The 20,936-nt window shown below is 28.3% G+C and carries 23 protein-coding genes; 2 read left to right on the forward strand and 21 right to left on the reverse strand.

Annotated features, from left to right (window positions below; all coding sequences use genetic code 11):
* Positions 1 to 18 precede the first annotated feature (18 nt).
* From KHQ81_10670 to acpP, 6 genes are all read right to left on the reverse strand, one after another.
* Positions 19 to 1,320: an IS3 family transposase gene (locus tag KHQ81_10670; protein QVK17315.1), complete on the reverse strand. Its 1,302-nt coding sequence runs from the start codon at positions 1,318 to 1,320 to the stop codon at positions 19 to 21.
* A gap of 123 nt (positions 1,321 to 1,443) precedes the next feature.
* Complete coding sequence (locus KHQ81_10675; protein ID QVK17316.1) at positions 1,444 to 2,304, reverse strand: translation initiation factor IF-2 N-terminal domain-containing protein; 861 nt, start codon at positions 2,302 to 2,304, stop codon at positions 1,444 to 1,446.
* A 65-nt stretch (positions 2,305 to 2,369) separates the two neighbouring features.
* Positions 2,370 to 3,110, reverse strand: a complete 741-nt coding sequence (locus tag KHQ81_10680) for a hypothetical protein (GenBank protein ID QVK17317.1) — start codon at positions 3,108 to 3,110, stop codon at positions 2,370 to 2,372.
* Between the two features lie 23 nt (positions 3,111 to 3,133).
* Positions 3,134 to 4,378 carry an aminopeptidase P family protein gene (locus KHQ81_10685; GenBank protein QVK17318.1) on the reverse strand — a complete coding sequence of 415 codons (1,245 nt, stop codon included), beginning with the start codon at positions 4,376 to 4,378 and terminating at the stop codon, positions 3,134 to 3,136.
* A 10-nt stretch (positions 4,379 to 4,388) separates the two neighbouring features.
* Complete coding sequence (locus KHQ81_10690) at positions 4,389 to 6,101, reverse strand: phospho-sugar mutase (GenBank protein ID QVK17319.1); 1,713 nt, start codon at positions 6,099 to 6,101, stop codon at positions 4,389 to 4,391.
* Between the two features lie 139 nt (positions 6,102 to 6,240).
* Positions 6,241 to 6,468 (reverse strand): acyl carrier protein, encoded by a 228-nt coding sequence (acpP, locus tag KHQ81_10695; protein ID QVK17320.1) that lies wholly within the window; start codon positions 6,466 to 6,468, stop codon positions 6,241 to 6,243.
* 119 nt (positions 6,469 to 6,587) lie between these two features.
* On the opposite strand from acpP, the gene KHQ81_10700 reads away from it, so the two are divergent.
* Entirely contained in the window at positions 6,588 to 7,406 is an 819-nt protein-coding gene (locus tag KHQ81_10700; protein ID QVK17321.1) for a C40 family peptidase, read from the forward strand.
* 24 nt (positions 7,407 to 7,430) lie between these two features.
* Here KHQ81_10700 and KHQ81_10705 read toward each other — a convergent pair whose 3' ends face one another.
* From KHQ81_10705 to KHQ81_10720, 4 genes are all read right to left on the reverse strand, one after another.
* A complete protein-coding gene (locus KHQ81_10705; GenBank protein QVK17322.1) occupies positions 7,431 to 8,636 on the reverse strand; it encodes a trypsin-like peptidase domain-containing protein in 1,206 nt (401 codons plus the stop codon).
* A 365-nt stretch (positions 8,637 to 9,001) separates the two neighbouring features.
* Positions 9,002 to 9,562 (reverse strand): flavodoxin family protein, encoded by a 561-nt coding sequence (locus tag KHQ81_10710; protein ID QVK17323.1) that lies wholly within the window; start codon positions 9,560 to 9,562, stop codon positions 9,002 to 9,004.
* A gap of 605 nt (positions 9,563 to 10,167) precedes the next feature.
* Entirely contained in the window at positions 10,168 to 11,109 is a 942-nt protein-coding gene (locus KHQ81_10715) for an ATP-dependent DNA ligase (protein ID QVK17324.1), read from the reverse strand.
* Positions 11,106 to 11,873: a Ku protein gene (locus tag KHQ81_10720; GenBank protein ID QVK17325.1), complete on the reverse strand. Its 768-nt coding sequence runs from the start codon at positions 11,871 to 11,873 to the stop codon at positions 11,106 to 11,108. Before KHQ81_10720 ends, KHQ81_10715 begins: the two co-directional genes overlap by 4 nt.
* Before the next feature lie 269 nt (positions 11,874 to 12,142).
* Between KHQ81_10720 and KHQ81_10725 the strand changes: the two genes are divergently transcribed.
* Positions 12,143 to 13,324: an IS110 family transposase gene (locus KHQ81_10725; protein ID QVK17326.1), complete on the forward strand. Its 1,182-nt coding sequence runs from the start codon at positions 12,143 to 12,145 to the stop codon at positions 13,322 to 13,324.
* 170 nt (positions 13,325 to 13,494) lie between these two features.
* On the opposite strand, the gene KHQ81_10730 is transcribed toward KHQ81_10725, so the two are convergent.
* The 11 genes from KHQ81_10730 to KHQ81_10780 form a co-directional block, all read right to left on the reverse strand.
* Positions 13,495 to 13,659, reverse strand: a complete 165-nt coding sequence (locus KHQ81_10730; protein QVK17327.1) for a hypothetical protein — start codon at positions 13,657 to 13,659, stop codon at positions 13,495 to 13,497.
* A gap of 282 nt (positions 13,660 to 13,941) precedes the next feature.
* Positions 13,942 to 14,931, reverse strand: coding sequence for a UDP-glucose 4-epimerase GalE (gene galE, locus KHQ81_10735; GenBank protein ID QVK17328.1), 990 nt, complete (start codon positions 14,929 to 14,931; stop codon positions 13,942 to 13,944).
* 164 nt (positions 14,932 to 15,095) lie between these two features.
* The gene (locus KHQ81_10740; GenBank protein ID QVK17329.1) at positions 15,096 to 15,968 is read right to left on the reverse strand and encodes an aldose 1-epimerase family protein; all 873 of its coding nucleotides are present in this window, start codon (positions 15,966 to 15,968) and stop codon (positions 15,096 to 15,098) included.
* A gap of 53 nt (positions 15,969 to 16,021) precedes the next feature.
* Positions 16,022 to 16,531: a tRNA (cytidine(34)-2'-O)-methyltransferase gene (locus KHQ81_10745; GenBank protein QVK17330.1), complete on the reverse strand. Its 510-nt coding sequence runs from the start codon at positions 16,529 to 16,531 to the stop codon at positions 16,022 to 16,024.
* 1 nt (position 16,532) lies between these two features.
* Positions 16,533 to 17,546, reverse strand: a complete 1,014-nt coding sequence (gene queG / locus KHQ81_10750) for a tRNA epoxyqueuosine(34) reductase QueG (GenBank protein ID QVK17331.1) — start codon at positions 17,544 to 17,546, stop codon at positions 16,533 to 16,535.
* 71 nt (positions 17,547 to 17,617) lie between these two features.
* On the reverse strand, positions 17,618 to 17,917 hold the full coding sequence (locus tag KHQ81_10755; protein QVK17332.1) for a DNA-binding transcriptional regulator: 300 nt from the start codon (positions 17,915 to 17,917) through the stop codon (positions 17,618 to 17,620).
* A 106-nt stretch (positions 17,918 to 18,023) separates the two neighbouring features.
* Complete coding sequence (locus tag KHQ81_10760; GenBank protein ID QVK17333.1) at positions 18,024 to 18,758, reverse strand: alpha/beta fold hydrolase; 735 nt, start codon at positions 18,756 to 18,758, stop codon at positions 18,024 to 18,026.
* A 14-nt stretch (positions 18,759 to 18,772) separates the two neighbouring features.
* A complete protein-coding gene (locus tag KHQ81_10765) occupies positions 18,773 to 19,315 on the reverse strand; it encodes a DUF402 domain-containing protein (GenBank protein QVK19621.1) in 543 nt (180 codons plus the stop codon).
* 81 nt (positions 19,316 to 19,396) lie between these two features.
* Entirely contained in the window at positions 19,397 to 19,717 is a 321-nt protein-coding gene (locus tag KHQ81_10770) for a thioredoxin family protein (protein QVK17334.1), read from the reverse strand.
* Positions 19,710 to 20,066: an arsenate reductase family protein gene (locus KHQ81_10775; protein ID QVK17335.1), complete on the reverse strand. Its 357-nt coding sequence runs from the start codon at positions 20,064 to 20,066 to the stop codon at positions 19,710 to 19,712. Before KHQ81_10775 ends, KHQ81_10770 begins: the two co-directional genes overlap by 8 nt.
* A gap of 119 nt (positions 20,067 to 20,185) precedes the next feature.
* Entirely contained in the window at positions 20,186 to 20,917 is a 732-nt protein-coding gene (locus tag KHQ81_10780) for a tRNA 2-thiocytidine biosynthesis protein TtcA (GenBank protein QVK17336.1), read from the reverse strand.
* Positions 20,918 to 20,936: the final 19 nt, after the last annotated feature.

Here is a 20,936-nt window from a genome sequence, read left to right on the forward strand (position 1 = left end):
AAAAAAGAATATATTATATTATGCTGCTTTAAGCTGATTCCTGAATTCAATAGGAGTCAGCTTATTTAGTTTCCACTGATATCTTTGGTGATTGTAATAGTACATATAATCATCTATTTTTAGTTCTACATCTTTTAATGTTTTACATTCTGAAAAGTCTATATAGTCTTTCATATGGCCAAAGAACGATTCTATAGGTGCATTATCCCAACAGTTACCTCTACGAGACATTGATTGAAGTAAGTTTCTTGACCTCACTTCTTTTGAGAATTTAGGACTTGTATAATGACTTCCTTGGTCCGAATGTATAATGGCATTTTCGGGTAAGTTTATATTGTCTAATTCTTTAACTGTATCCAATACAAAGTCAATTTTAAGATTATTTGATACCTTATAAGCAACTAATTCTTTCGTACTACCATCTAATATGGTAGATAAATATGCGAATCTATTATTATACCTTATATACGTAATATCAGTCAGTAACACCTTATATGGAGACTGCTGATCAAAGTTTCTATTTAAATGATTCTTGTGTACTCTATGGTTTTGATCTGCTTTTAACATCTGCTTATAAGGATCCTGTCTACGTATTTTACATACTAGACCATATTTACTCATAATTCTTCTAATGGACTTCAAATTCATGTTTTCCTTTAAATGCATCTTAATTTGTTTAGCACCATACTTTTTCTTTCCAACCTCAAATACTTCCTTGATGAGTTTAAATCTTTTCTTATCATTTTGTTCCTTTTTCATTCTATTCTTCTTTGATTTTTCTGAATGGTAGTTATAGTAACCACTTCTTGATACTTCTGCCACACTACATAAATAATCTTGTATTCCTGGTCTTCTAGATTTATGGATGACTTTTTTGATCATCTCAAATTTATCACTTTTTCTTATTTCTTTCCCATTCCTCCTTTCGCTTTCGTCGAGCTTTTTTAACATATCATTTTCCATTTCTATTAAAGCAATTTTAGCCTTTAATTTCTCAATCTCTTGTTCTTCGGTTTGAATTTCATGCTTATATCTTCCTCGATTATCTTTACGGGAATCATCAAGTGAAACAACGCCTCCGTCATTATAAAGTCTCTTCCATCTAGTTGCACATTGTTCTATTCGTTTCATCCCTATAATATCAACATCAAAACCATGTTCAATAAATATTTGACGTGGTAATTTTCCGCCTCTATATTCATGCATAAAGTCAATCTTGAATTCAAGGGTATAAGTAATAGATTTACTTGACACACGCTTAACATTTGGATTATTTTTTATTAGTTCAATTTCTGTTTCATTAAATACATTAATGCTCATATCCTCTTCTCCTTAATACACACTAAAATTATTATAACATACAAAAATACCCTATAGAGGGAACACTTTCTTTTTCAAAGTGTCCACACTATAGGGTATATTTTAAAATTGTGATACTTTTTTTTACATATTATCATATACAAAATCTTTTAAATAACTATTTTTTAAATCATATAAGGCAACTTTATTAATATCTATCCTATCAGCTGTTACAAGTCCTGTTTTTAAAAAATTAACACTATTTGCATATTCAACGGTATGGTCATCATAATATTTTCGATCTAACTCATAAATATCTGTTAATACTTCTAAACCATAGATTCCTTGATAAGTAGATCCGTAAGCAGAAAATTCAATTTGAGTTTCTTTTAATTCTTCTTTTAGAATATCATTAAATAATAGTGGAAACAAACCCAGTGGCCAATCATGAACATTAATCACATCAACGGTTTGATCAAGCTTTTTAATCGTTTGAATGGATGCTTTCGCTAAAAAAGCAAAACGTTCTGCATCATCTGGATAACCATATACTTCACTACGATTAAAATAATCACTATCAACCAAATAATAATCACTATGTTCATAAGTTGTTTTATAAACTTTACCTATTTTATTTTGATGATTAACACTTATATTAAGTTCAAGAACACCATCTAATAATTGACTATCAAAATGATATTTAGGCATAATAACAATTGTTTTATTTCCCTTTAATTGATTAAATTTTATTTTATTCTGTACCATATCCCCTAATCCTTTTGAGATAAAAGGGGAACATTCCATCGCTATTAAAACAATCGTTTTTGATTCTTTTTTTATTTCTTTTACTTTTTTTTCAAAATCTATTGTATCTAATTCATCTATCAATTTTTCAGGAACCAGTGATAAATGATTTTTAACATGTTTAAATCCTAACTCATGTAATTTTTTAACCACATCTTTACTTTTAATATTTCTATTTCTAGCGTATTCATATATTTTCAAATTAAACACCTCTATTAAATAATAAATGACAGTAACACACTGTCATTTATATCTATGTATCTCACTTATTTAAAAAACTCAATGCTCATAAATTGATTCTGTTTTTTTCCACAAGCAACAATTCCAATTCCAGAATACAACCTTGCAACATTCTTTTTATTGATAAAGAACTCTTTATTAAAGTATTTCCCAAAACTCAAATAAATATCACGGTTTAAAGCGTCTAAATTAAATCCAATTCCATTATCTTTAAATTTGAGTTTTAGTAAAGTTTCATTATCTTTGTTTAAGAAATGTCTAAAGTAGGAAATGTCTTCCTTAAAATCAATGGTTTTTGAACCAATTTCTAATTGATGTTTTAAGATAGATTCCTTCAAATTACCTGATAGGTTAAAAAATATTACATGACTTAAATTAATAGGAAAATTGGTATCATACTCAATTAATATCATATTATTCAGCAATGAATACTTTACAATAATATAGTCATCATTATTGCGATATGTAAATATTAACGTATTATCTTCAAATGTACATTCAAAGTAATAATTTAAACCACAAGGCTCTAAATGAGTAAATTTCTCAGTGTCAATCAAACATCCAAGATGATATGGATTTAGTTTATAATCTTTATAATCATAATACCTTAGGATGATGTTTTCTAATTTATCATTTTTATTTGGTACAATCATCTTAGTAATCGTTGCACCGATATTAATAACACTTAAACTATACTTGCCATTTTTAATTGTATATTCATTGACTGGTTTGTTATTGAAATTATAAATATATCTAACTTCAAGCATTTATATCACATCATTATATAACATTAACTATTCATAAGCCTTTCAATATCTTCTACACTTTTAATAATGTCCTTTGATAAGTTTTCATATCCATCTTCAGTTACTAGAACATCATCTTCAATTCTAATGCCAATACCTTCTTCAGCGATATATAAACCTGGTTCAACGGTTAATACCATACCTGGTTCAAATTTTCGTTCCAAAAAGTCTCTTCTTCCAACATCATGTACATCAAGTCCTAAGAAATGACCCACACCATGATAATAGTATTTTCCTACATCTTTTTTATCTTTAATTAATCCTAACTTAATACATTCTTCTGCCAACATGTTTTTTGCTGTATCTAAGAAATCTTTATAAATTAAACCTGGTTTAATGATCTTAATGATTGCTTCATTGACTCTTAAGACACTTTCATAGACTTCTTTTTGACGAGGAGTAAATTTTCCATTAACAGGAATAGTACGTGTAATATCAGAACAGTAATGCTCGAATTCAGCCCCTAAATCAAATAAGACTAAATTCCCATCTTCTAAAATATGATCATTTTCTTCATAATGCAAAATGGTCGCATTTTTACCATTTGCCATAATGGTTTTAAATGAGCAGCTATCAGCCATATGATATTTTATTTCGAAATCAAAATAAGCCTCTAATTGTTTTTCATAAATACCACTTCTAGAATTTTTCATAATGGCTTCTATTCCGTGTTTTGTTATCTCAATTGCTTTCTTTATATATTGAATTTCTTCTTTTTCTTTAATTGTTCGAAGATCATGAATGATATAATTAGCATTTGATATTTTAAAATGTGGATAATGTTTATTTATATGTTCAGAAAATGATAGACCATTTAAGAAGGTGTTTTCATGGTATTCAGTATCCAAATAAATATTTTCAAAATATCCAGAACCTGTAATTTGTTCGAACAAGGTTGGAAATGACTCAATAAAACTAATATTTTGAATCCCTGATACCTCTTTTGCTTCTTCAACACGCATTCTAATCCCTGTCCATTTTTCAATATCTGGATTTGGTTTTGTGATGAATAATTGCGTATTGGTTTTACCTTTATATTTTCTGATAAGTAAAATAAATTCTTCACGTTTTATACCTGTAACATAATAAAAATTACGATTAGGTGTAAATTGATAAGCTTGGTCAGCACTTCTATGAGGTGCTTTACCTGCAAATAAAACAAGTAATGAATTATCTTTCATTTGAGAAAGTAATTTATCTCGGTTTTTAATAACTAAATTTCTATCCATAACATACTCCTTAACTTAATTTTTCAATTCGATCTAAAACATACTGTTTAATCTGATTATTTTTGTTTTCACTTTCTTGTTTGTCCTCACTTGTGACACCAACATAGATTTTAAGTTTTGGTTCAGTCCCAGATGGTCTTAAAACAAACCAAGAACCATCTTCTAAAGTAAATTTAATCACATTTGATTTAGGTAAAGTAAGTAATGAAATACCATTTGTATCATATCGTTTTCCTTCTAAATAGTCTTCTACTACAATAACTTTTTGACCAGATACATTTTCAGGTCTATTTTGTCTAAAATCAGTTAATATTTGTTTAATTTTCTCTTGACCTTCGATTCCTTTTAAAGAAATATTAACTAGAGATTCTATATAATAACCATATTCTTCATACAATTCTAATAATACATCATATAAAGTTTTATTTTGTTGTTTATAATAATTTGCAGCTTCACAACACATTAATACTGACTGTATAGAATCCTTATCACGGACAAAATCAGCGATTAAATAGCCATAAGATTCTTCGTATCCAAAGACAAATGTTTTATCTGTATTCTCAATTTCTTTTGCTTTTTCACCAATGAATTTAAATCCAGTTAATGTAGACTCAACTTCTAGACCATATTTTTTAGCTATTTCAGCACCAAAACTAGAAGTTACAATCGTATTAAAAACAACACCTTTATTTGGTAATGTACCCTGTTGTTTTCGTTGAGATAATATATAACTTAGTAAAATAGCACCTGTTTGATTACCAGTCAATAATATATACTCATTTTGATGATTCTTAACAGCTAATCCAACGCGGTCAGCATCTGGGTCTGTTGCGATTAAAATATCAGCATCCACCAATTCACCTTGTTCAATTGCTAGTTGAAAGGCATCTCCGTCTTCAGGATTAGGAAATTTTACTGTAGAAAAGTTAGGATCTGGTACACATTGACTTTTGACAGGATAAACTTGTGAATATCCACATTCTGATAAAACTCGTTGAGCTGGAATATTTGCCGTCCCATGGAGTGGAGTAAAGACAATTTTAATATTCGATTTATCCATATCCTTATTAAGTTGAATTCCTTTTACTTTCTCAATATAAGCATCATCAACCGCTTTCCCTATAGTAACAATTAGCCCTTTGTTTCTTAGGTCTTTTTCTTCCTCGATGTGAATTGAAAAAATATTTTGAATGTTATTGACATTTTTTATGACTTCATCAGCTAAATGAGGAACCAATTGACATCCATTCTCATCATATATTTTATAACCATTATATTGTGGTGGATTATGACTTGCAGTCACAACAATTCCACCAATGGCGTTTAAATGGCGTACCGCAAAAGATAATTCTGGGGTTGGTCGTATGCCATCAAATAAATAAGTTTTAATACCATAAGTGGCCATCACTTTTGCACTTTCAATCGCAAATTCACTTGAAAAATGTCGATTATCATAGGCAATTACAATTCCACGGTCTTGACTGTTTGGAAAATGATTTGATAAATATTGGGCAAATCCAACATTTGCTTTTCTAATAGTATATATGTTCATTCGATTTGTACCAGGGCCAACTTCACCGCGCATGCCACCTGTTCCAAATTGTAAATCTGTATAAAATGCCTCTTCTAATGCTTGACTAGTCATTTGAGATAATTGTTTTCGCAAATTATTTTCTAGATTTGGATAATCTATCCAATGATTGTATTGTTTCTTCCAGTTCATTTATTTCCTCCAAAAAATAATATATAAATATAGTATACCATATCTTAGTTATTTTTACATAATAGCCTTATAAATATTTAAAAAAGTGACTTAAGCTAATCATAGTAAATTACCTTAAATCACTTCATGTAATTCATTTTTACTTCACTTTTTCGATAAAATCGACAATATCTTTTACTGTTTTAATATTCATTAAAATATCATCCCCTACTTCAATATCAAATGCATCTTCAACTGACATGATAATTTCAACAGCATCTAATGAATCAGCCCCAAAATCTTCTTGTAGATTTGAATCTAATTTAACCTTATCTACATCTAAACTAAGTTTCTCAGCTACAATAGCCTGTACTTGTTCAAAAATCATAATTATTTCCTCCATATTGTTTATTTCATTCTTTATTATAAACGATATTTGAAAATATGCAAATATTTTTATTAATTATTCTTTAATTTCATTAATATAATGAAGTAAGAGGTGATTATATGCTTGGCTTAATTTCTTCACCAATTGCCAAATTAGGGAATAAAGCTCATAAATCTAGTGAGAGATTAGATGAAGTTTTATATGGTTCTTCTGTTGAAATACTAAATGAAGAAAACTCCTATTTCTATATTAAATCTTTCTATCATTATAAAGGTTATGTTAAAAAAGAGGATGTTACTCTTATTAAACGACCAATTAACCATATCCATGAATATAATGGAATCTTAGTTAAGCACTTTGTTGATATTTTAGATCAACCAAACGTTAAAAGTTTACCCATTATAAGTTTACCTAGAGGTTCATATATTAAGATTATTCCTGAAGATATAGAAAATGGATTTCAAGCAGTAGAACTAATCAATAAGCAAAAAGGATACATAAAAAAGGATTGTTTTAGATACCGTAATATATTAAATCGAATTCAAAATGAGGATATCTTAAGAAAAAATCTCGTTAGCAATGCGATGATGTATTTAGGAAGTCAATATCGTTGGGGTGGGAAAACAATCTTAGGGATTGATTGTAGTGGTTTATGTCATATGAGTTATTTATTAACAGAGATGCATATATGTCGAGATGCCATTTTAAATAATGAATTAATAAACCAATACCATATGAGAAGAATAAACAAAGAAGATTTAAAAATGGGAGATTTAATTTATACCCCAGGACATATCATGATGTATATTGGTAATGAACAATACATTCATTCATCATCTATCACATCAGGTGTTACCATCAACTCTCTTCAAGAAGATAATTCTAATTATATCTCTAAATATGCACAGAATATCACTGATTGTGTAACCCTATTTTAAAAAGAGAGGAAATAATTTCCTCTCTTATACATTTGGTCTTTGTTTTAATGTAAGGGTAATTGGTATAGAATCTCCATTACGATAAACAGTTAATGTAACTTGGTCGCCAACTTTAGCGTTAGCTAGTTGTAATCTTAAATCATCAAATGTGATGATCTCAACATCATTATACTTAAGAATAATATCTCCTTCTTGTAAGCCACTATTAGAAGCACTTGAGTTATCAACAATCGAACTAACCAGTACGCCAGTAGTAATTCCCTCTGGAAGCTCAACTATTTCCCCTACATATACTCCTGCTTCTATATTATTATTATTTTGAATTATATTCGCTACACCACTACCAATGATTCCTAACGATGGTCTTTCAACTTCACCATTTAATTCAAGTTGATTAATAATATATTTCACAGTATTAGATGGAATCGCAAATCCTATATTACTTACTGTATTCTCCACAATTTTCATATTATTAATACCTATTAATTTACCAGATATATCAAATAATCCACCACCACTATTTCCTGGGCTAATAGCTGCATCGTGTTGAATAAGCGTTGCATACCAATCAATAACATGATCTTCATCATAATCAATCGCCATATCTCTTGATAACCCTGAGACAATTCCAGAAGTTACAGAACCATAATATTCATAACCTAATGGATTTCCAATCGCTATTGCAAATTGTCCGATTTGAAGTTCATCAGAATCAGCAATTTCTACCACAGGAAAACTAACTGATGAAGTAAATTTTATAACTGCTAAATCTGTTATCGCATCAGCACCTATTAATTCTGCATCGATATACGTATTATCAGCTAAAACAACACTTAATTTGTCAGCATCTTTAACAACATGCTCATTTGTGATCATATAATATTCATTCTTATCTAAAGTGTGTTTATAAATAACTCCAGAGCCACTTGAAGCTTCATTATATACATCTTCAGTTAATTTAAAATTTGATACGCCTAAAACAGCTCTAGCATTTGCTTTAACGGAATTAATAATCATAATTTCAGTTTCAGTTAAGTGTTGTGAATATTCATTTTGTATTTCTTGTCTTAACTCATCCATAATTTGTTGTTTAATGTTATTAAGGTCTTCTTCACTTAATTGAGCCAAATTATCTGTTGTTGTCGTGTTAGAAGATACCTCAGTTTCAATAGGTATTGAACATCCTGTTAAAATTAAAGCTATTGTGATAACTAAAAATAATTTCTTCATATTATATCCTCCTTCGAAGACTCACATCTTATTTTATTGTATCTTTCTCACATAAACATTTACACTATACTATCATGTTATAAACATAATATATTCATATTATACTACAATTATGTTTTAAGTAAAATAATCTTGTTATTATTTTTCTTAATTGAAACATCAATCCTATCTGTTATTTAAGTCTATTACTTTCGCTTAATGTTAAGGTAGTTGTCGCATATTTTTAATTGTTTTATAAGATTTTGTTTCTTCTCTTTCCAATATTGATGATTTTATTGAGTTTAACCAATGGGTAAACTGGACAATATATGAATGTTTTTAATATCGACTGCACATAAAAATAATCGGAATAATAATACCATAAATTATTTTTTACTGGGTATTGTGGGTATAAATTTTAATATTTGATTCTTTACAGATATAACATCAACTAATAAATCTACAATTGAATTTAGTTTATAATCATGAGGTGATAAAATCATAACATGTTTATTAATATCTTGGCATTCGAAAGGAAGTGATAAAACATTTTTAAATGTAGAAACAACTTCTCCATTTCCTATACCAATAATAAATAACTTACTGGCAAAATGGTTATAATATTTTTCATCCTTCATCCAATAGCACTGACTTCTTTCATTAACTTTAAAGTATAATGATGAAGGGTTACCACAATACATAGGTACTAACCAAATCAAATAATCAAATTCTTTGGTGATCTCAAATAAGGAAAATAAATCGTCCTTAATAAATGGACATACATTTTCCATGCACTCATATTCACAACCACTACATTCATGAATGATTAAATCTCTAACATTAATAGTTGAAACATTTTCATTAGAATAATGGTCTCTTATAAGATTCATTAACGAAGAACAATTTCCTTTATTTCTTCCACTAAATGATACTACTTGAACCTTCATTATAAGCACCAACTTTCTTCACTATATTTATACTCCCTAAAAAATATAAAATGTATCATACAATATTTCTTAGACATATTAATTATATCATATGATATTACATTTATTATATTTTTTTATTCAATAAATCCATTCAATGTTCTATAACCACTCAAAAAATTCTAGCTAAATGTGACGACACGCTAACATTAGATAAATTTTGATCGAAGGATTTCTTTCTTTATTTAATTCATCTATGCAGTTTTACATTTGTATAACCTCCCCGGTTTTACAGATGTAAAATACACTTTGTTTTAGGTCTATTGTGATACAGATCACCTTATAGCACTATACTTATAATAAAAGACTAACTTATGGTATTATCCTTATTTTGATTAAATCTTAAATCATGACGACACACTACAACAGGTAAACCTGTAATATTTAGATGTGATCTTAATGTAGAAGCATTAATAATATATTCTTCTGCATTATTAATGCTTCACTATACCTACTATACTATTCTTAGAGCTCCATGACATCTATTCTAACAGAAGGCTTTGCTATATAAGAAGAAATAAAAGAAAACATAAAAAAAGGATTCAAATAATCATTTGTTTGAATCCTTATACTTGGCATTCAATAGATGCTTTGTCATCTCTTAATCCTTTAAATACAGGTTGTCTTAATGAATTTGTATGTGTTCGCATCATATATTTAACAATACATACTAATTCTGGTTTTATCCAAATTTCATTTTGTTTACTTTTATCCATTTCAAAAGGACAATTACTAGGATTTTTAATCGCAAATTTTAATATTATTTTAGCATCTTCTTTAGATATTCCTAGCGCTACATGACCTTGATAAATTAAGTTATCCCCTCGATAAGCACCTAAAACAACACTTTTAATTCCACCTGTGTTTTCATCTTTAACATATCCACAAATCACAAAATCTTCATCAAACATTTTTTTCACTTTAACCCAGTCAGTTGATCTTTTACCATAATAATATAAACTTGTTTTTTTCTTAGCTACGATCCCTTCAAGGTTCTGTTTTTCCACTAGGTGATAAAAATCAATTCCTTTTTCTTCAATAAATCTAGAAATAACTATTTTTTCATTTTCTTGTACGACTTCTTTCAAAAGTTTTTTTCTTTCTATTAAAGGTTTTTCAATAATTTCATGGTCTTCAAAATAAATAATATCATATACGACAAAGTGAACTGGTTTACTTTTACTTGCTAATTCAATTTTGAATGCATTAGTCATTAAACTTCTTCTTTGTATATCAAAAAAATCAGGAACACCATTAACTACTACGATTAATTCACCATCTAGTATACATCTCTTTGAAACTTGTTTATGAATATCTATTAATTCAGGATACAGAGAAGTAACATTTTTATTGCGTTTATTACGTATATCTGTTTTGTCATTTAAATAAGCTAAACAACGGATTCCATCAAGCTTTAATTCATATATATAATCAATTGAATCAAATGGTTCACCATCTGTTAGAAGCATTGGTCTTGCTAATCTACAGTCAAAAACGTTGTCTGTCATACCCTTGTTTGCGTTGTCTGTTTTATACTTTCTTGTAAAGCATCCATTAGGTTAATGATGTTTTTCTCTTCTTTTTCTTTCGGTACAGATATTTCCTTACCTTCTATTTTTTGCTCAATGGCTACTTTTAATTTTTCTAAATATTCATCATGATACTTTTCTGGACTAAATGGTTCTACCATTTGCATAATTAACTGCTTTGCTAAGTCAACTTCCGCTTGATTTAAATCAATATTTATATAGGGAACTTGAATACTATTAATCTCCTGAACAAAATATAATGTATTTAGAATCATTTTATCATGAGCAACACGCAAAGCAACTAATGTTTCCTTTGTCCCAAAGACGACCTTAGCAATTCCAACTTTATTGGTTTCAGATAGTGCCTTTTTCAATAATTCATAGGCTTTCTCTCCACCATTTGGTACAATAAAATAAGCTTTCTCATAAAAAACTGGGTCAATTTCACTTATATCCACAAATTGTAAAATATGAATATTCTTATCTTTTGGTGTCTTTATTTTTTCTAAATCATCATTTGTGAAGATAACATATTTGTCATCTTCATAATTATATCCTTTAACAATATCATTACTTTTAACTTCTTTGTCACAATAATCACAAACTTTCTTATAATGGATTCGCATGTGGCAATCTTTATGAAGCATATTAAAACCAATACTTTCTTTTCGTGTAGCGACATATAAACTCACAGGAATATAAATTAATCCAAATGATATTGAACCTTTCCAACTAACACCCATTTTAATCACCTCGTATAATGTAATTACAGTCATAATTTGCTGTAACTACATTTTTTATATTATAATTATATTTAATAACTAGTAGACTATTTTCTGTCACCTTACAGCTTATAAGACTGTTTTAGTGAGTTTATAGCTACAGCTTTATTTAATATGTTAATTAGTTAGTTACAGCGAATAGACTGTTTATCAATAGCGAGGTTACATTTATAAAGTTTGTAGTGACACGCTACTAGTAATAGCTATTTATATGGGAGGATTTATATATCATGATTTATGTAGGTATTGATGTTGCTTCGAAAAAACATGATTGCTTTATTACTGATCACAACGGAGTAGTTCCCTGTGATGTATTTACGATTACTAATGATATTGAGGGTTTTAAAAAACTCTCTAAAGTTATTAATGACTTTAAAGAGTTAGTTAATGATAATTATGTGCGTATAGGATTAGAGTCTACAGGGCATTATTCTAAGAACATACTGAATTATCTTTTTGACCAACAATTTGATGTTTACTTATTTAATCCACTTTTAACCAGTATGGCTAAGAAAGCTTCATCTGTTCGTAAAACTAAAACAGATAAAACCGATGCAAAAGCCATCTGTAAATTTCTACAAGGAAATTGGAAAGACTTCCAACCCTATACAAGAAAATTATACCATGCCGAAGAACTAAAGTCATTAACACGTCACAGAATTAGATTAACTAAAGAGATTTCTCAAACTAAAATTCAATTATCTAATCTAATTGACTATGCTTTTCCAGAATATAAAACTGTATTTAGTAACTTATATATAAATTGTTCATTAGAATTATTAAAAACCTACTCTATTCCTTCTGTAATCAAAAACACACGTATAGATGCGTTATCTAATCTTCTTAAGCATTCTAAGGGCCATCACTATTTAACCACTGCGAAATTAATTAAACAATTAGCGAAAGAATCTATTGGCGATGATGCTTCATATTATGCTTTTGAAATCCGATTAATTGTTGAGAAAATTCAGTTTTTAAATTCACAACTAGATCAATACGATAACTACATAAAAGAAATAATGGATAAACACTTTTCTATAATTCTTTCTATTCCTGGCGTTGGATATACAACAGGAGCAATATTAATTGCCGGTATTGGCGATATTTCATTATTTTCTAGTGAAGATAAACTAGTTGCTTTTATTGGTGCTGAACCATCTATTTATCAATCTGGTGAATTTGAATCTAGTAATTCGAAAATGTCAAAACGAGGCTCAAAATACATGCGTTATGCAATACATCATGTATCTAATAGAATCATTCATTCAGATGAAAAATTCTCTAAATATTATCAAAAAAAGATTAATGAAGGTAAACACCATTTTGTTGCATTAAGCCATGTAGGAAAGAAAGTTATAAGAACCATATATTCTATATTGAAATATAATACAGCTTATGTAACTAATCATTAACATATTAAATTATCAAAGATCTAAAACTCAAAGTTCCTTGAGTTCTTTTTAGCATACTTATTTATTTAGAAAATATTTTTTAAAATTTTTATTAAAAAACACTTGCATTCTAAATAGTTAGCTCACTTTTATTGTTTGATAAATAAAGGTGAATATGATTTTTTTTGACGTCAAATTTTACCATCAAGAGTTTTAACAGTTTTCTCTTTATTACCCATTATTTCTTTATGAATTAAAAAGAGTGGGGATTTAAAATTAAATCCTCTTATATTATCATATCTATTTTCTTTAAACAGATCTTCTAAAGATTTTCCTAATACCTTCTTATCACTCATGTTATCACTCTTTCATTAGTTACTTCTTATATACTATACAATCTATCTTGTTGTTTTTCACATTAATTTGTAGTAAAGCAAAAAAATTATATAAAAAAAAGAAAAAACCATATAAAATGGATTTTTCTAAATTAAGATATTGTATTTGTTCATCATTATATTAACCAATTAAGTCTATTCTATTCACTAACTAATAACATAAATGTTTTAAATGCCATAGTCCCTTTATATATTTTTAATCACACCAAATTGTTCTAAAATATTATTCCTGATGTTTTTATACTAGTTTTTAAACCCTTTTGGATTGTTTTGATGCCATTTCCAAGCACTCTCTATAATTGCTTCTACACTTTTATAAACTATTTCCCAGCCTAAACATTCTTTGGCCTTTTTATTTGAAGCAACTAACTTAGCAGGATCACCTGAACGTCTACTTTCAATTCTAGCAGGAATTTTATGACCAGTTACATTTCGTGCTGCTTCTATTATTTCCTTAACTGAAAAACCTTCACCATTTCCTAGATTAAATATATCACTAGCAGAACCTGCCAATAATTTTTCTAAAGCTAGAATATGTGCTCTACTTAAATCACTAACGTGAATATAATCTCTTATACATGTTCCATCAGGTGTATCATAATCTTCACCAAAAATACTGATATAGTCTCGTTTACCTAAAGGTACCTGTAACACAAGTGGAATCAAGTGCGTTTCAGGATGATGATCCTCTCCTATTTCTCCTGTATAATAAGCGCCAGCGACATTAAAATAACGTAGTGATATATATTTAATATGATGTGCTACATCAAACCACTTAAACATTTTTTCCATTGTCAGTTTGGTTTCACCATAAGTATTTGTAGGAGTTGTTTTATCAGTTTCTAAAATGGGAATATTTTCTGGTTCTCCGTAAACTGCTGCAGTTGATGAAAAGACAATTTTATCAATCTTCATCTCTTTCATCACATCAAGTAGTGTTAAAGTACCTACTACATTATTATCATAATATTTATAAGGATCTGTCATACTTTCACCTACTATAGAATTTGCGGCGAAATGAATGACAGCATCAATATTTTCTTTTTTAAAAACTTGGTTTAAGAATTGTTTATCTCGAATGTCTCCCTTATAAAACTTAGCATCTTCATGAACTGCATCCATATGACCTGTTTGTAAATTATCTACAATAACTACATCATAACCACTATTAATCAATTCATAAACACAATGTGACCCAATATAACCTGCACCACCACACACTAAAATTGACATATTAATACCTCCTCTAATTGAATAACTTTTTTACGCTATGAAAAATAAGAACAATATAACGAACCTCATCAAAATTATAGCATATTATTTTAGTAAAATATATTAATTATCCCAAAGAAACCTAATAAAAAACCATCGTTTATAAAACAATGGTTTTCTTATATCTATTTAATTTCTATCGTATACTTTGAAACAAACTTGTCATCTGGGATAACAGATTGAATATAGGCCTTATCACTAATTTCTCTTGGACCTCCTACATAATCTGCTATACCATACCAAGGCTCAATACAAATATATGGACATTTATCCTCTTTTTTTCTAGTCCATAAACCTAGTAGTGGGAAATTATGACAGGTCAATTTAACTTCTTCATCATTAATATTATTTTTCAAAGTGACTTTGTCAATATTTTCAAATATTAATGTATTATCTTCAAACATCGCATTTCTTAAATTCAGTTTATCTTGATTTTCCATTACTAAGGTTTCTTCATTTGTGATAAGATTGACTTCTTTATCTACTACTTTAGATTTTAATGTTTTTTCTTTTTCAAAATCTAAATAGTAATCTTCAATCCCTTTCTCTGATAAATTAGTATTAAATGCAGGATGAGCTCCTATAGAAAAATACATTAATTCACTTGAATTATTATACACTTTGAACTTTGTTGTTAATTTATTTTCTTCTAATCGATAAGATACAGTTAATTTAAAGTTATATGGATAGAATAACATTGTTTGTTCATTTGCTTTTAATTTAAACTTAACATAATCTCCTCTTTTTTCAACAACTTCAAAATTCATATCTCGAGCGAAACCATGTTGCGTTAAATGATAATCTTTTCCTTTAACATAATAGGTATTATTGGCTAGTTTTCCTACAATCGGAAATAAAATAGGACTTCGACGATTCCAATAAGTCTCATCTCCTTGCCATAAATATTCCCTATTATTTCTTTTATTATAGATACTTTGTACTTCTGCTCCGTGTTCTGAAATTGATATTTTCAAAACATCGTTTTCTAATGTGTGCATGGCTAATACCTCCCTATAATAATATTTATATAAAACATTGTATTACCAATGTTTTAATCAAAAATAAAATTTTCACCTTTGATCTTTTCTACTCTAGATAGACCAAAATAGTCTTGTTGACGCAACACCTCGTAAACCATTATTGCGACAGTATTTGATAAATTAAGTGATCGAATATTACTGGCCATTGGTAATCGATAACATGTATCCAAATAATCTTTCAAAATCATTTTAGGAATCCCTGTTGATTCACGACCAAATATTAAATATATATTTTCATTAACATCACTAAAATCATGATTACTTGGTGGTTTTTTGCCATATCTAGTTAGAAAGACATATACACCTTTATTTTTGGTTTTAAATTCTTCCCAATCTATATAGATAGTATAATCAACGTTATCAATATTACTTGCTGATGAACGTTTAATATACTTTTCATCCATTCTAAATCCCAAAGGTTCAATTAAATGTAGTTTAGCGTTTGTTGCTGCACAAGTTCTCATGATATTGCCTGTATTTTGTGGAATTTCGGGACTATATAATACAACATGAATGGGCATGTTATTCCTCTCCTTTATTTAATATATCTTTAGCATAGTCTATCGCTTGCTTCAAATAATTATTTTGATTAACATTTATATGATCTATATTTTTTAAATCTTCTTTATTTTTAGAATTAGCTGAAACTAAAATTGCATTTCTTAATAGAACATTTTTACCCCTAAAACTAGCAGATAAAGTTTTATATTCCTCATTGAACCTTCGATTAGATAAATTCTCTAAATCCTTCACCTGAATAATTTCTCTACCAGATGGTTTGAATTCTGATAAAACCGGAAGGTCAACATTACTATTATATACGCAAGAGATTTGGCAAAAATCACATCCAAAGCTAAACTTCGTGAATTTCTTCAAAAATTTTATCGGAATTTCTGTTTTACTTTGAGTTAAATAAGACATACAACGTTTAGCATTTATGAATCGATCCTCACTAATGGCTTGTGTTGGACATGCTTTCAAACAGCGATTGCAGTTTTTACAAATGTCCTCATATACTGGCTTATTATATTCATAATCATTTAATTCTAAATCGGTTAATATTAAACTGATAAAGAAGTAAGACCCATACTTTGGATTAATTAACAAAGTATTTTTTCCGTAGTTTCCTAATCCAGCCAAATAAGCAATATGGCGTTCATGTAATGGATGATTATCAGTTAAAACAACCCATTTTTTAGTATCTATCATTTGTTTAATTTCATTTAATTTATCTTTAATTACAAGATGATAATCAATTCCCCAAGAACTACGTGATACCACATGACTTTGATTCTCTATCTCTTTTGCATGCGATTGATAAGGAAAAATCACAACTATAATTGTTTTTACATCTTTATCTATTAAATAAGGATTGATTCTTTTATCTATATTATTTTCTAATAATTGTAAATCATGATTGATTTCTTGATATTTCTCTAAATTCTCTTTTAATTCATCAAAAATACGTGCCTTAACAAAACCAACTTGACAAGGAAATCTATTTTCAATCATTTCTTTTAGGTCAATTGCTTTCATGATGCTCACCTTATCTTTATTTTAACACTAGAGAAAACAAATGAAAAGTAAAAAACGACCGAAAAAGGCCGCTAATTATCAATGCTCATAGAAAAGTTATACTTATTAAACATTTTATTATAACCTTTCCCATTTTTAAGACATTTACTCACACGTGTGATTGTTGTAGAACTCATTCCTGTCTTTTCTTCGATTTGGTTAAAAGAAAGACCATTTTTTAACATTTGAGCAACCTTAAAACGCTGAAAAATTGCTTCTAATTCTTTAAGCGTACATACATCTAGTAATAATTGTTCAATATCTTCTTCACCTTGAATAAGATTGAAGATATTAACGATTGTTTTTAAATGTTCTGCTGAAATATCATTCATAACAAACACCTCATTCCATGTCTATGCTTCATATGTGATATTTATTTTTTATGTTCTATGGACTATAATTATACACAAGTTATTTACTTTTGTAAAGCGTTTTTATTTAATCCGAGATAAACTTAACATTATCAGCAAATAATTTATTTCTTATCATTACATTTGTAAAGGTATGTGTACCATTCTGATAGATATGAAGTTTGCAATTTTGATAAATCTCTTTATATTTTTCGCTTATAATCAATGGAACAGCTGTATCATTTGATCCATGATGAATCGATACAGGTTTTTTAAACTGATCAATACCTGTCCATAAATCTTTTTCTTTAATATCATCAATAAAGAGAGAACTGAGTTCAATTCCACCTAAATCACAATTTCCATTTTCTGAAGTAGAGAAATGTGAATTTTCTATAATTTCACGGATGTTTCCAGCAGGAGCCCACAGAATTAATTTATCAATCTCAGATGCTCTTTCTTTAGCAACTTGAGTAGCTACTGCTCCACCCATACTTAAACCCATCACAATGATTTTCCTAACAAAAGGGAAAGTTTTCGCTAGGGTTAAAATCGCTTTAGCTTCTTCTACTTCTTTAGAAAACGTCATATATTTAAAGTCATGATCACTTTCACCACTACCTAAAAAATCAAATCTTAAGCTAGCAATATTATTATCACACAAGTAACGAGAAAATTGTGTAAATAAAAAAGCATTCTCTCCTTTGTGTCCAGTAAATCCATGATACATAACAACAAGAGGCATTTTACCATTAATATCTGGTTGATGTAAATAACCTCGTAATATTCCTTCATTTGTTTTTAATTCTTTATAAATTTGCATAACTGCTTCCTTTACTATTTAACTACTTGTTTATAATTTTTTATATAATTACGATACCAATGGTCAACAAATCCAGGGGCAAAGGGACCTTCATGATTTTTAATAAATTCCAATAAAATTCTCATTTCACTTTCAATTATTTTTTCAATATCTTCGGGATATTGCATCTTCTTACGATGTTTATCATATTCATCTTTATCTAGAATACGATAATTATAATTAGGAAAAACTTTAACATCTAGGTCATAATCAATATATTTAATCGCACCTTCTTCAAATAAATAGGGAGAGCAAATATTACAGTAATAATAAATACCATCTTTCCTTAACATCCCTATCACATTAAACCAATGGTCTTTGAAGAAGTAACAAATAGCAGGTTCTCTAGTATACCAGTACCGCCCATCGGACTCAGTGACCTTAGTACGATTATTAGCAGCAATTAAATAATTTTCTGTATGGTCTACAATAACCGCCTCTTTCCAAGCTCGATGAATTTTTCCATTATGTTTGTAGCTATGTATTTGAACAACATCGCCTATCTTTGAGGTATTCATCATATCACTTCTTTCTTGATAGTTTTTTATACAATTCATGTATTCATTATATAATTTTTTGTCAAAAATGAAAATAGATAATCAAAATATATCATTAAATATCTTCATAAATTTTTGATATAAAAATGTGACCGAATGAAAAGCGTAAAATTGTTCAACTAATTTTCCTTCTTTAAAAAGTAAAAAACAAGGAATGCTTGTGATATGATAATCTTCAATTATGTTTGGATAATGGTTAACATTAAGTTGATAAATCAATAAATGCTTCATTGTTTTAGAAACAATATCTAACATGATTTTAGCACTTTCACATGTCCCACACATGTTTGTATAAACTAACACGACACAATTATCATGACGTTTTAATGCTTGATTTAAATCATCTTGTGTAATATCATTCATTCATTAGCGCTCCATATTCATCTTCTTTAAAGCCAATATAAACTTTATAATCAGTCACTAGAATAGGACGTTTAATAAGCATCCCATTTGTTGAAAGAAGGTCATAACATTCATCTATTGTCATGTCTTTAATTTTGTCCTTTAATTTTAATTCTTTATATACATTTCCACTAGTATTAAACAATTTTCTAATATCTTTCCCACTTCTTTGATGAAAGTTTTTTATATCACTATTTGTAAACTTTGCACTTTTAATATCAATTATTTCATAGGGAATGTTTCTTTCATCTAGATACTTTTGTGCTTTTTTACAAGTACTACATTTTGTATAACAGTAAAATTGATTCATAAATCCTCCTTGAATTTTATCGATTTATTATTATTATAACAACTTATTGTTATAAATAGTTAAAATATGCAAAAATATCCATATAGAAAAAAAGGACTGATGCCAATTCAGTTCTTATTTTACTCTTTATCTTCTTTCCATAATATGACTCGCTCAGGGTGTAAAAGCATATTTTGAAAGTTTAATTTCGCTGAAGGAAATTTTTTATATAAATCGTGATTCAACCAATTTTTAATCTCTTCTCTTGCAGTTAGTTTATCTTTTGGACAAGTACTCGTTATTATAGGTAAATGATGCTTCAATGCAGCCTTTTTTATTGCTTTTTCTGTACATAATATAAGCGGTCTAATAAACGTTACACCAGATTCATCTAAATACATCTTCGGTTTAAAAGAGGCTATATACCCATTATAAATAGCGTTCATCCATAAAGTCTCTATCCCATCATCATAATGATGTGCCATAGATACTTTATTACAATTTAATTTTTTAGCTTCGTTATTTAAAATCCCTTTTTTCAATTTAGAACATAAAGAACATTTTATTCGATCGTTTTTATCAAGATTTCGTTTTAATATTTCATAAACTTGTGTTTTAACTAAATGATACTCAATCCCTTTATCACTGCAAAAATCAACAACTCGATCAAAATTCATATCAGGAAATCCTAATTGTAGTGTTATTCCTACTACTTCAAAATCTATATCAGCAAATTTTTGATATAAACTCAAAGCATACAACAAGATCATACTATCCTTGCCACCACTAACACCAACTGCAATTCGATCACCTGGTTCTATTAAATTAAATTTTTTATTCGCCTCAACAATTGAACCTAATATACTACGCATAATATCACTCATTTCTTTT

It is taken from the genome of Mycoplasmatota bacterium, from assembly GCA_018394295.1.
Lineage (GTDB): Bacteria > Bacillota_I > Bacilli_A > Haloplasmatales > Haloplasmataceae > JAENYC01.

Excerpts from the sequence above, each read along its gene's own strand:
- KHQ81_10725 (QVK17326.1), top strand. The coding sequence starts at position 12,143 with ATGATTTATGTAGGTATTGATGTTGCTTCGAAAAAACATGATTGCTTT.
- KHQ81_10685 (QVK17318.1), bottom strand. The coding sequence starts at position 4,378 with ATGGATAGAAATTTAGTTATTAAAAACCGAGATAAATTACTTTCTCAA.
- KHQ81_10690 (QVK17319.1), bottom strand. The coding sequence starts at position 6,101 with ATGAACTGGAAGAAACAATACAATCATTGGATAGATTATCCAAATCTA.
- KHQ81_10765 (QVK19621.1), bottom strand. The coding sequence starts at position 19,315 with ATGAATACCTCAAAGATAGGCGATGTTGTTCAAATACATAGCTACAAA.
- KHQ81_10680 (QVK17317.1), bottom strand. The coding sequence starts at position 3,110 with ATGCTTGAAGTTAGATATATTTATAATTTCAATAACAAACCAGTCAAT.
- KHQ81_10715 (QVK17324.1), bottom strand. The coding sequence starts at position 11,109 with ATGACAGACAACGTTTTTGACTGTAGATTAGCAAGACCAATGCTTCTA.
- KHQ81_10720 (QVK17325.1), bottom strand. The coding sequence starts at position 11,873 with ATGGGTGTTAGTTGGAAAGGTTCAATATCATTTGGATTAATTTATATT.
- KHQ81_10745 (QVK17330.1), bottom strand. The coding sequence starts at position 16,531 with ATGCCCATTCATGTTGTATTATATAGTCCCGAAATTCCACAAAATACA.
- KHQ81_10705 (QVK17322.1), bottom strand. The coding sequence starts at position 8,636 with ATGAAGAAATTATTTTTAGTTATCACAATAGCTTTAATTTTAACAGGA.
- KHQ81_10775 (QVK17335.1), bottom strand. The coding sequence starts at position 20,066 with ATGAATCAATTTTACTGTTATACAAAATGTAGTACTTGTAAAAAAGCA.
- KHQ81_10780 (QVK17336.1), bottom strand. The coding sequence starts at position 20,917 with ATGCGTAGTATATTAGGTTCAATTGTTGAGGCGAATAAAAAATTTAAT.
- galE (QVK17328.1), bottom strand. The coding sequence starts at position 14,931 with ATGTCAATTTTAGTGTGTGGTGGTGCAGGTTATATTGGGTCACATTGT.
- KHQ81_10700 (QVK17321.1), top strand. The coding sequence starts at position 6,588 with ATGCTTGGCTTAATTTCTTCACCAATTGCCAAATTAGGGAATAAAGCT.
- KHQ81_10710 (QVK17323.1), bottom strand. The coding sequence starts at position 9,562 with ATGAAGGTTCAAGTAGTATCATTTAGTGGAAGAAATAAAGGAAATTGT.
- KHQ81_10770 (QVK17334.1), bottom strand. The coding sequence starts at position 19,717 with ATGAATGATATTACACAAGATGATTTAAATCAAGCATTAAAACGTCAT.
- KHQ81_10740 (QVK17329.1), bottom strand. The coding sequence starts at position 15,968 with ATGCACACATTAGAAAACGATGTTTTGAAAATATCAATTTCAGAACAC.
- KHQ81_10670 (QVK17315.1), bottom strand. The coding sequence starts at position 1,320 with ATGAGCATTAATGTATTTAATGAAACAGAAATTGAACTAATAAAAAAT.
- queG (QVK17331.1), bottom strand. The coding sequence starts at position 17,546 with ATGAAAGCAATTGACCTAAAAGAAATGATTGAAAATAGATTTCCTTGT.
- acpP (QVK17320.1), bottom strand. The coding sequence starts at position 6,468 with ATGATTTTTGAACAAGTACAGGCTATTGTAGCTGAGAAACTTAGTTTA.
- KHQ81_10755 (QVK17332.1), bottom strand. The coding sequence starts at position 17,917 with ATGAATGATATTTCAGCAGAACATTTAAAAACAATCGTTAATATCTTC.
- KHQ81_10730 (QVK17327.1), bottom strand. The coding sequence starts at position 13,659 with ATGAGTGATAAGAAGGTATTAGGAAAATCTTTAGAAGATCTGTTTAAA.
- KHQ81_10760 (QVK17333.1), bottom strand. The coding sequence starts at position 18,758 with ATGCAAATTTATAAAGAATTAAAAACAAATGAAGGAATATTACGAGGT.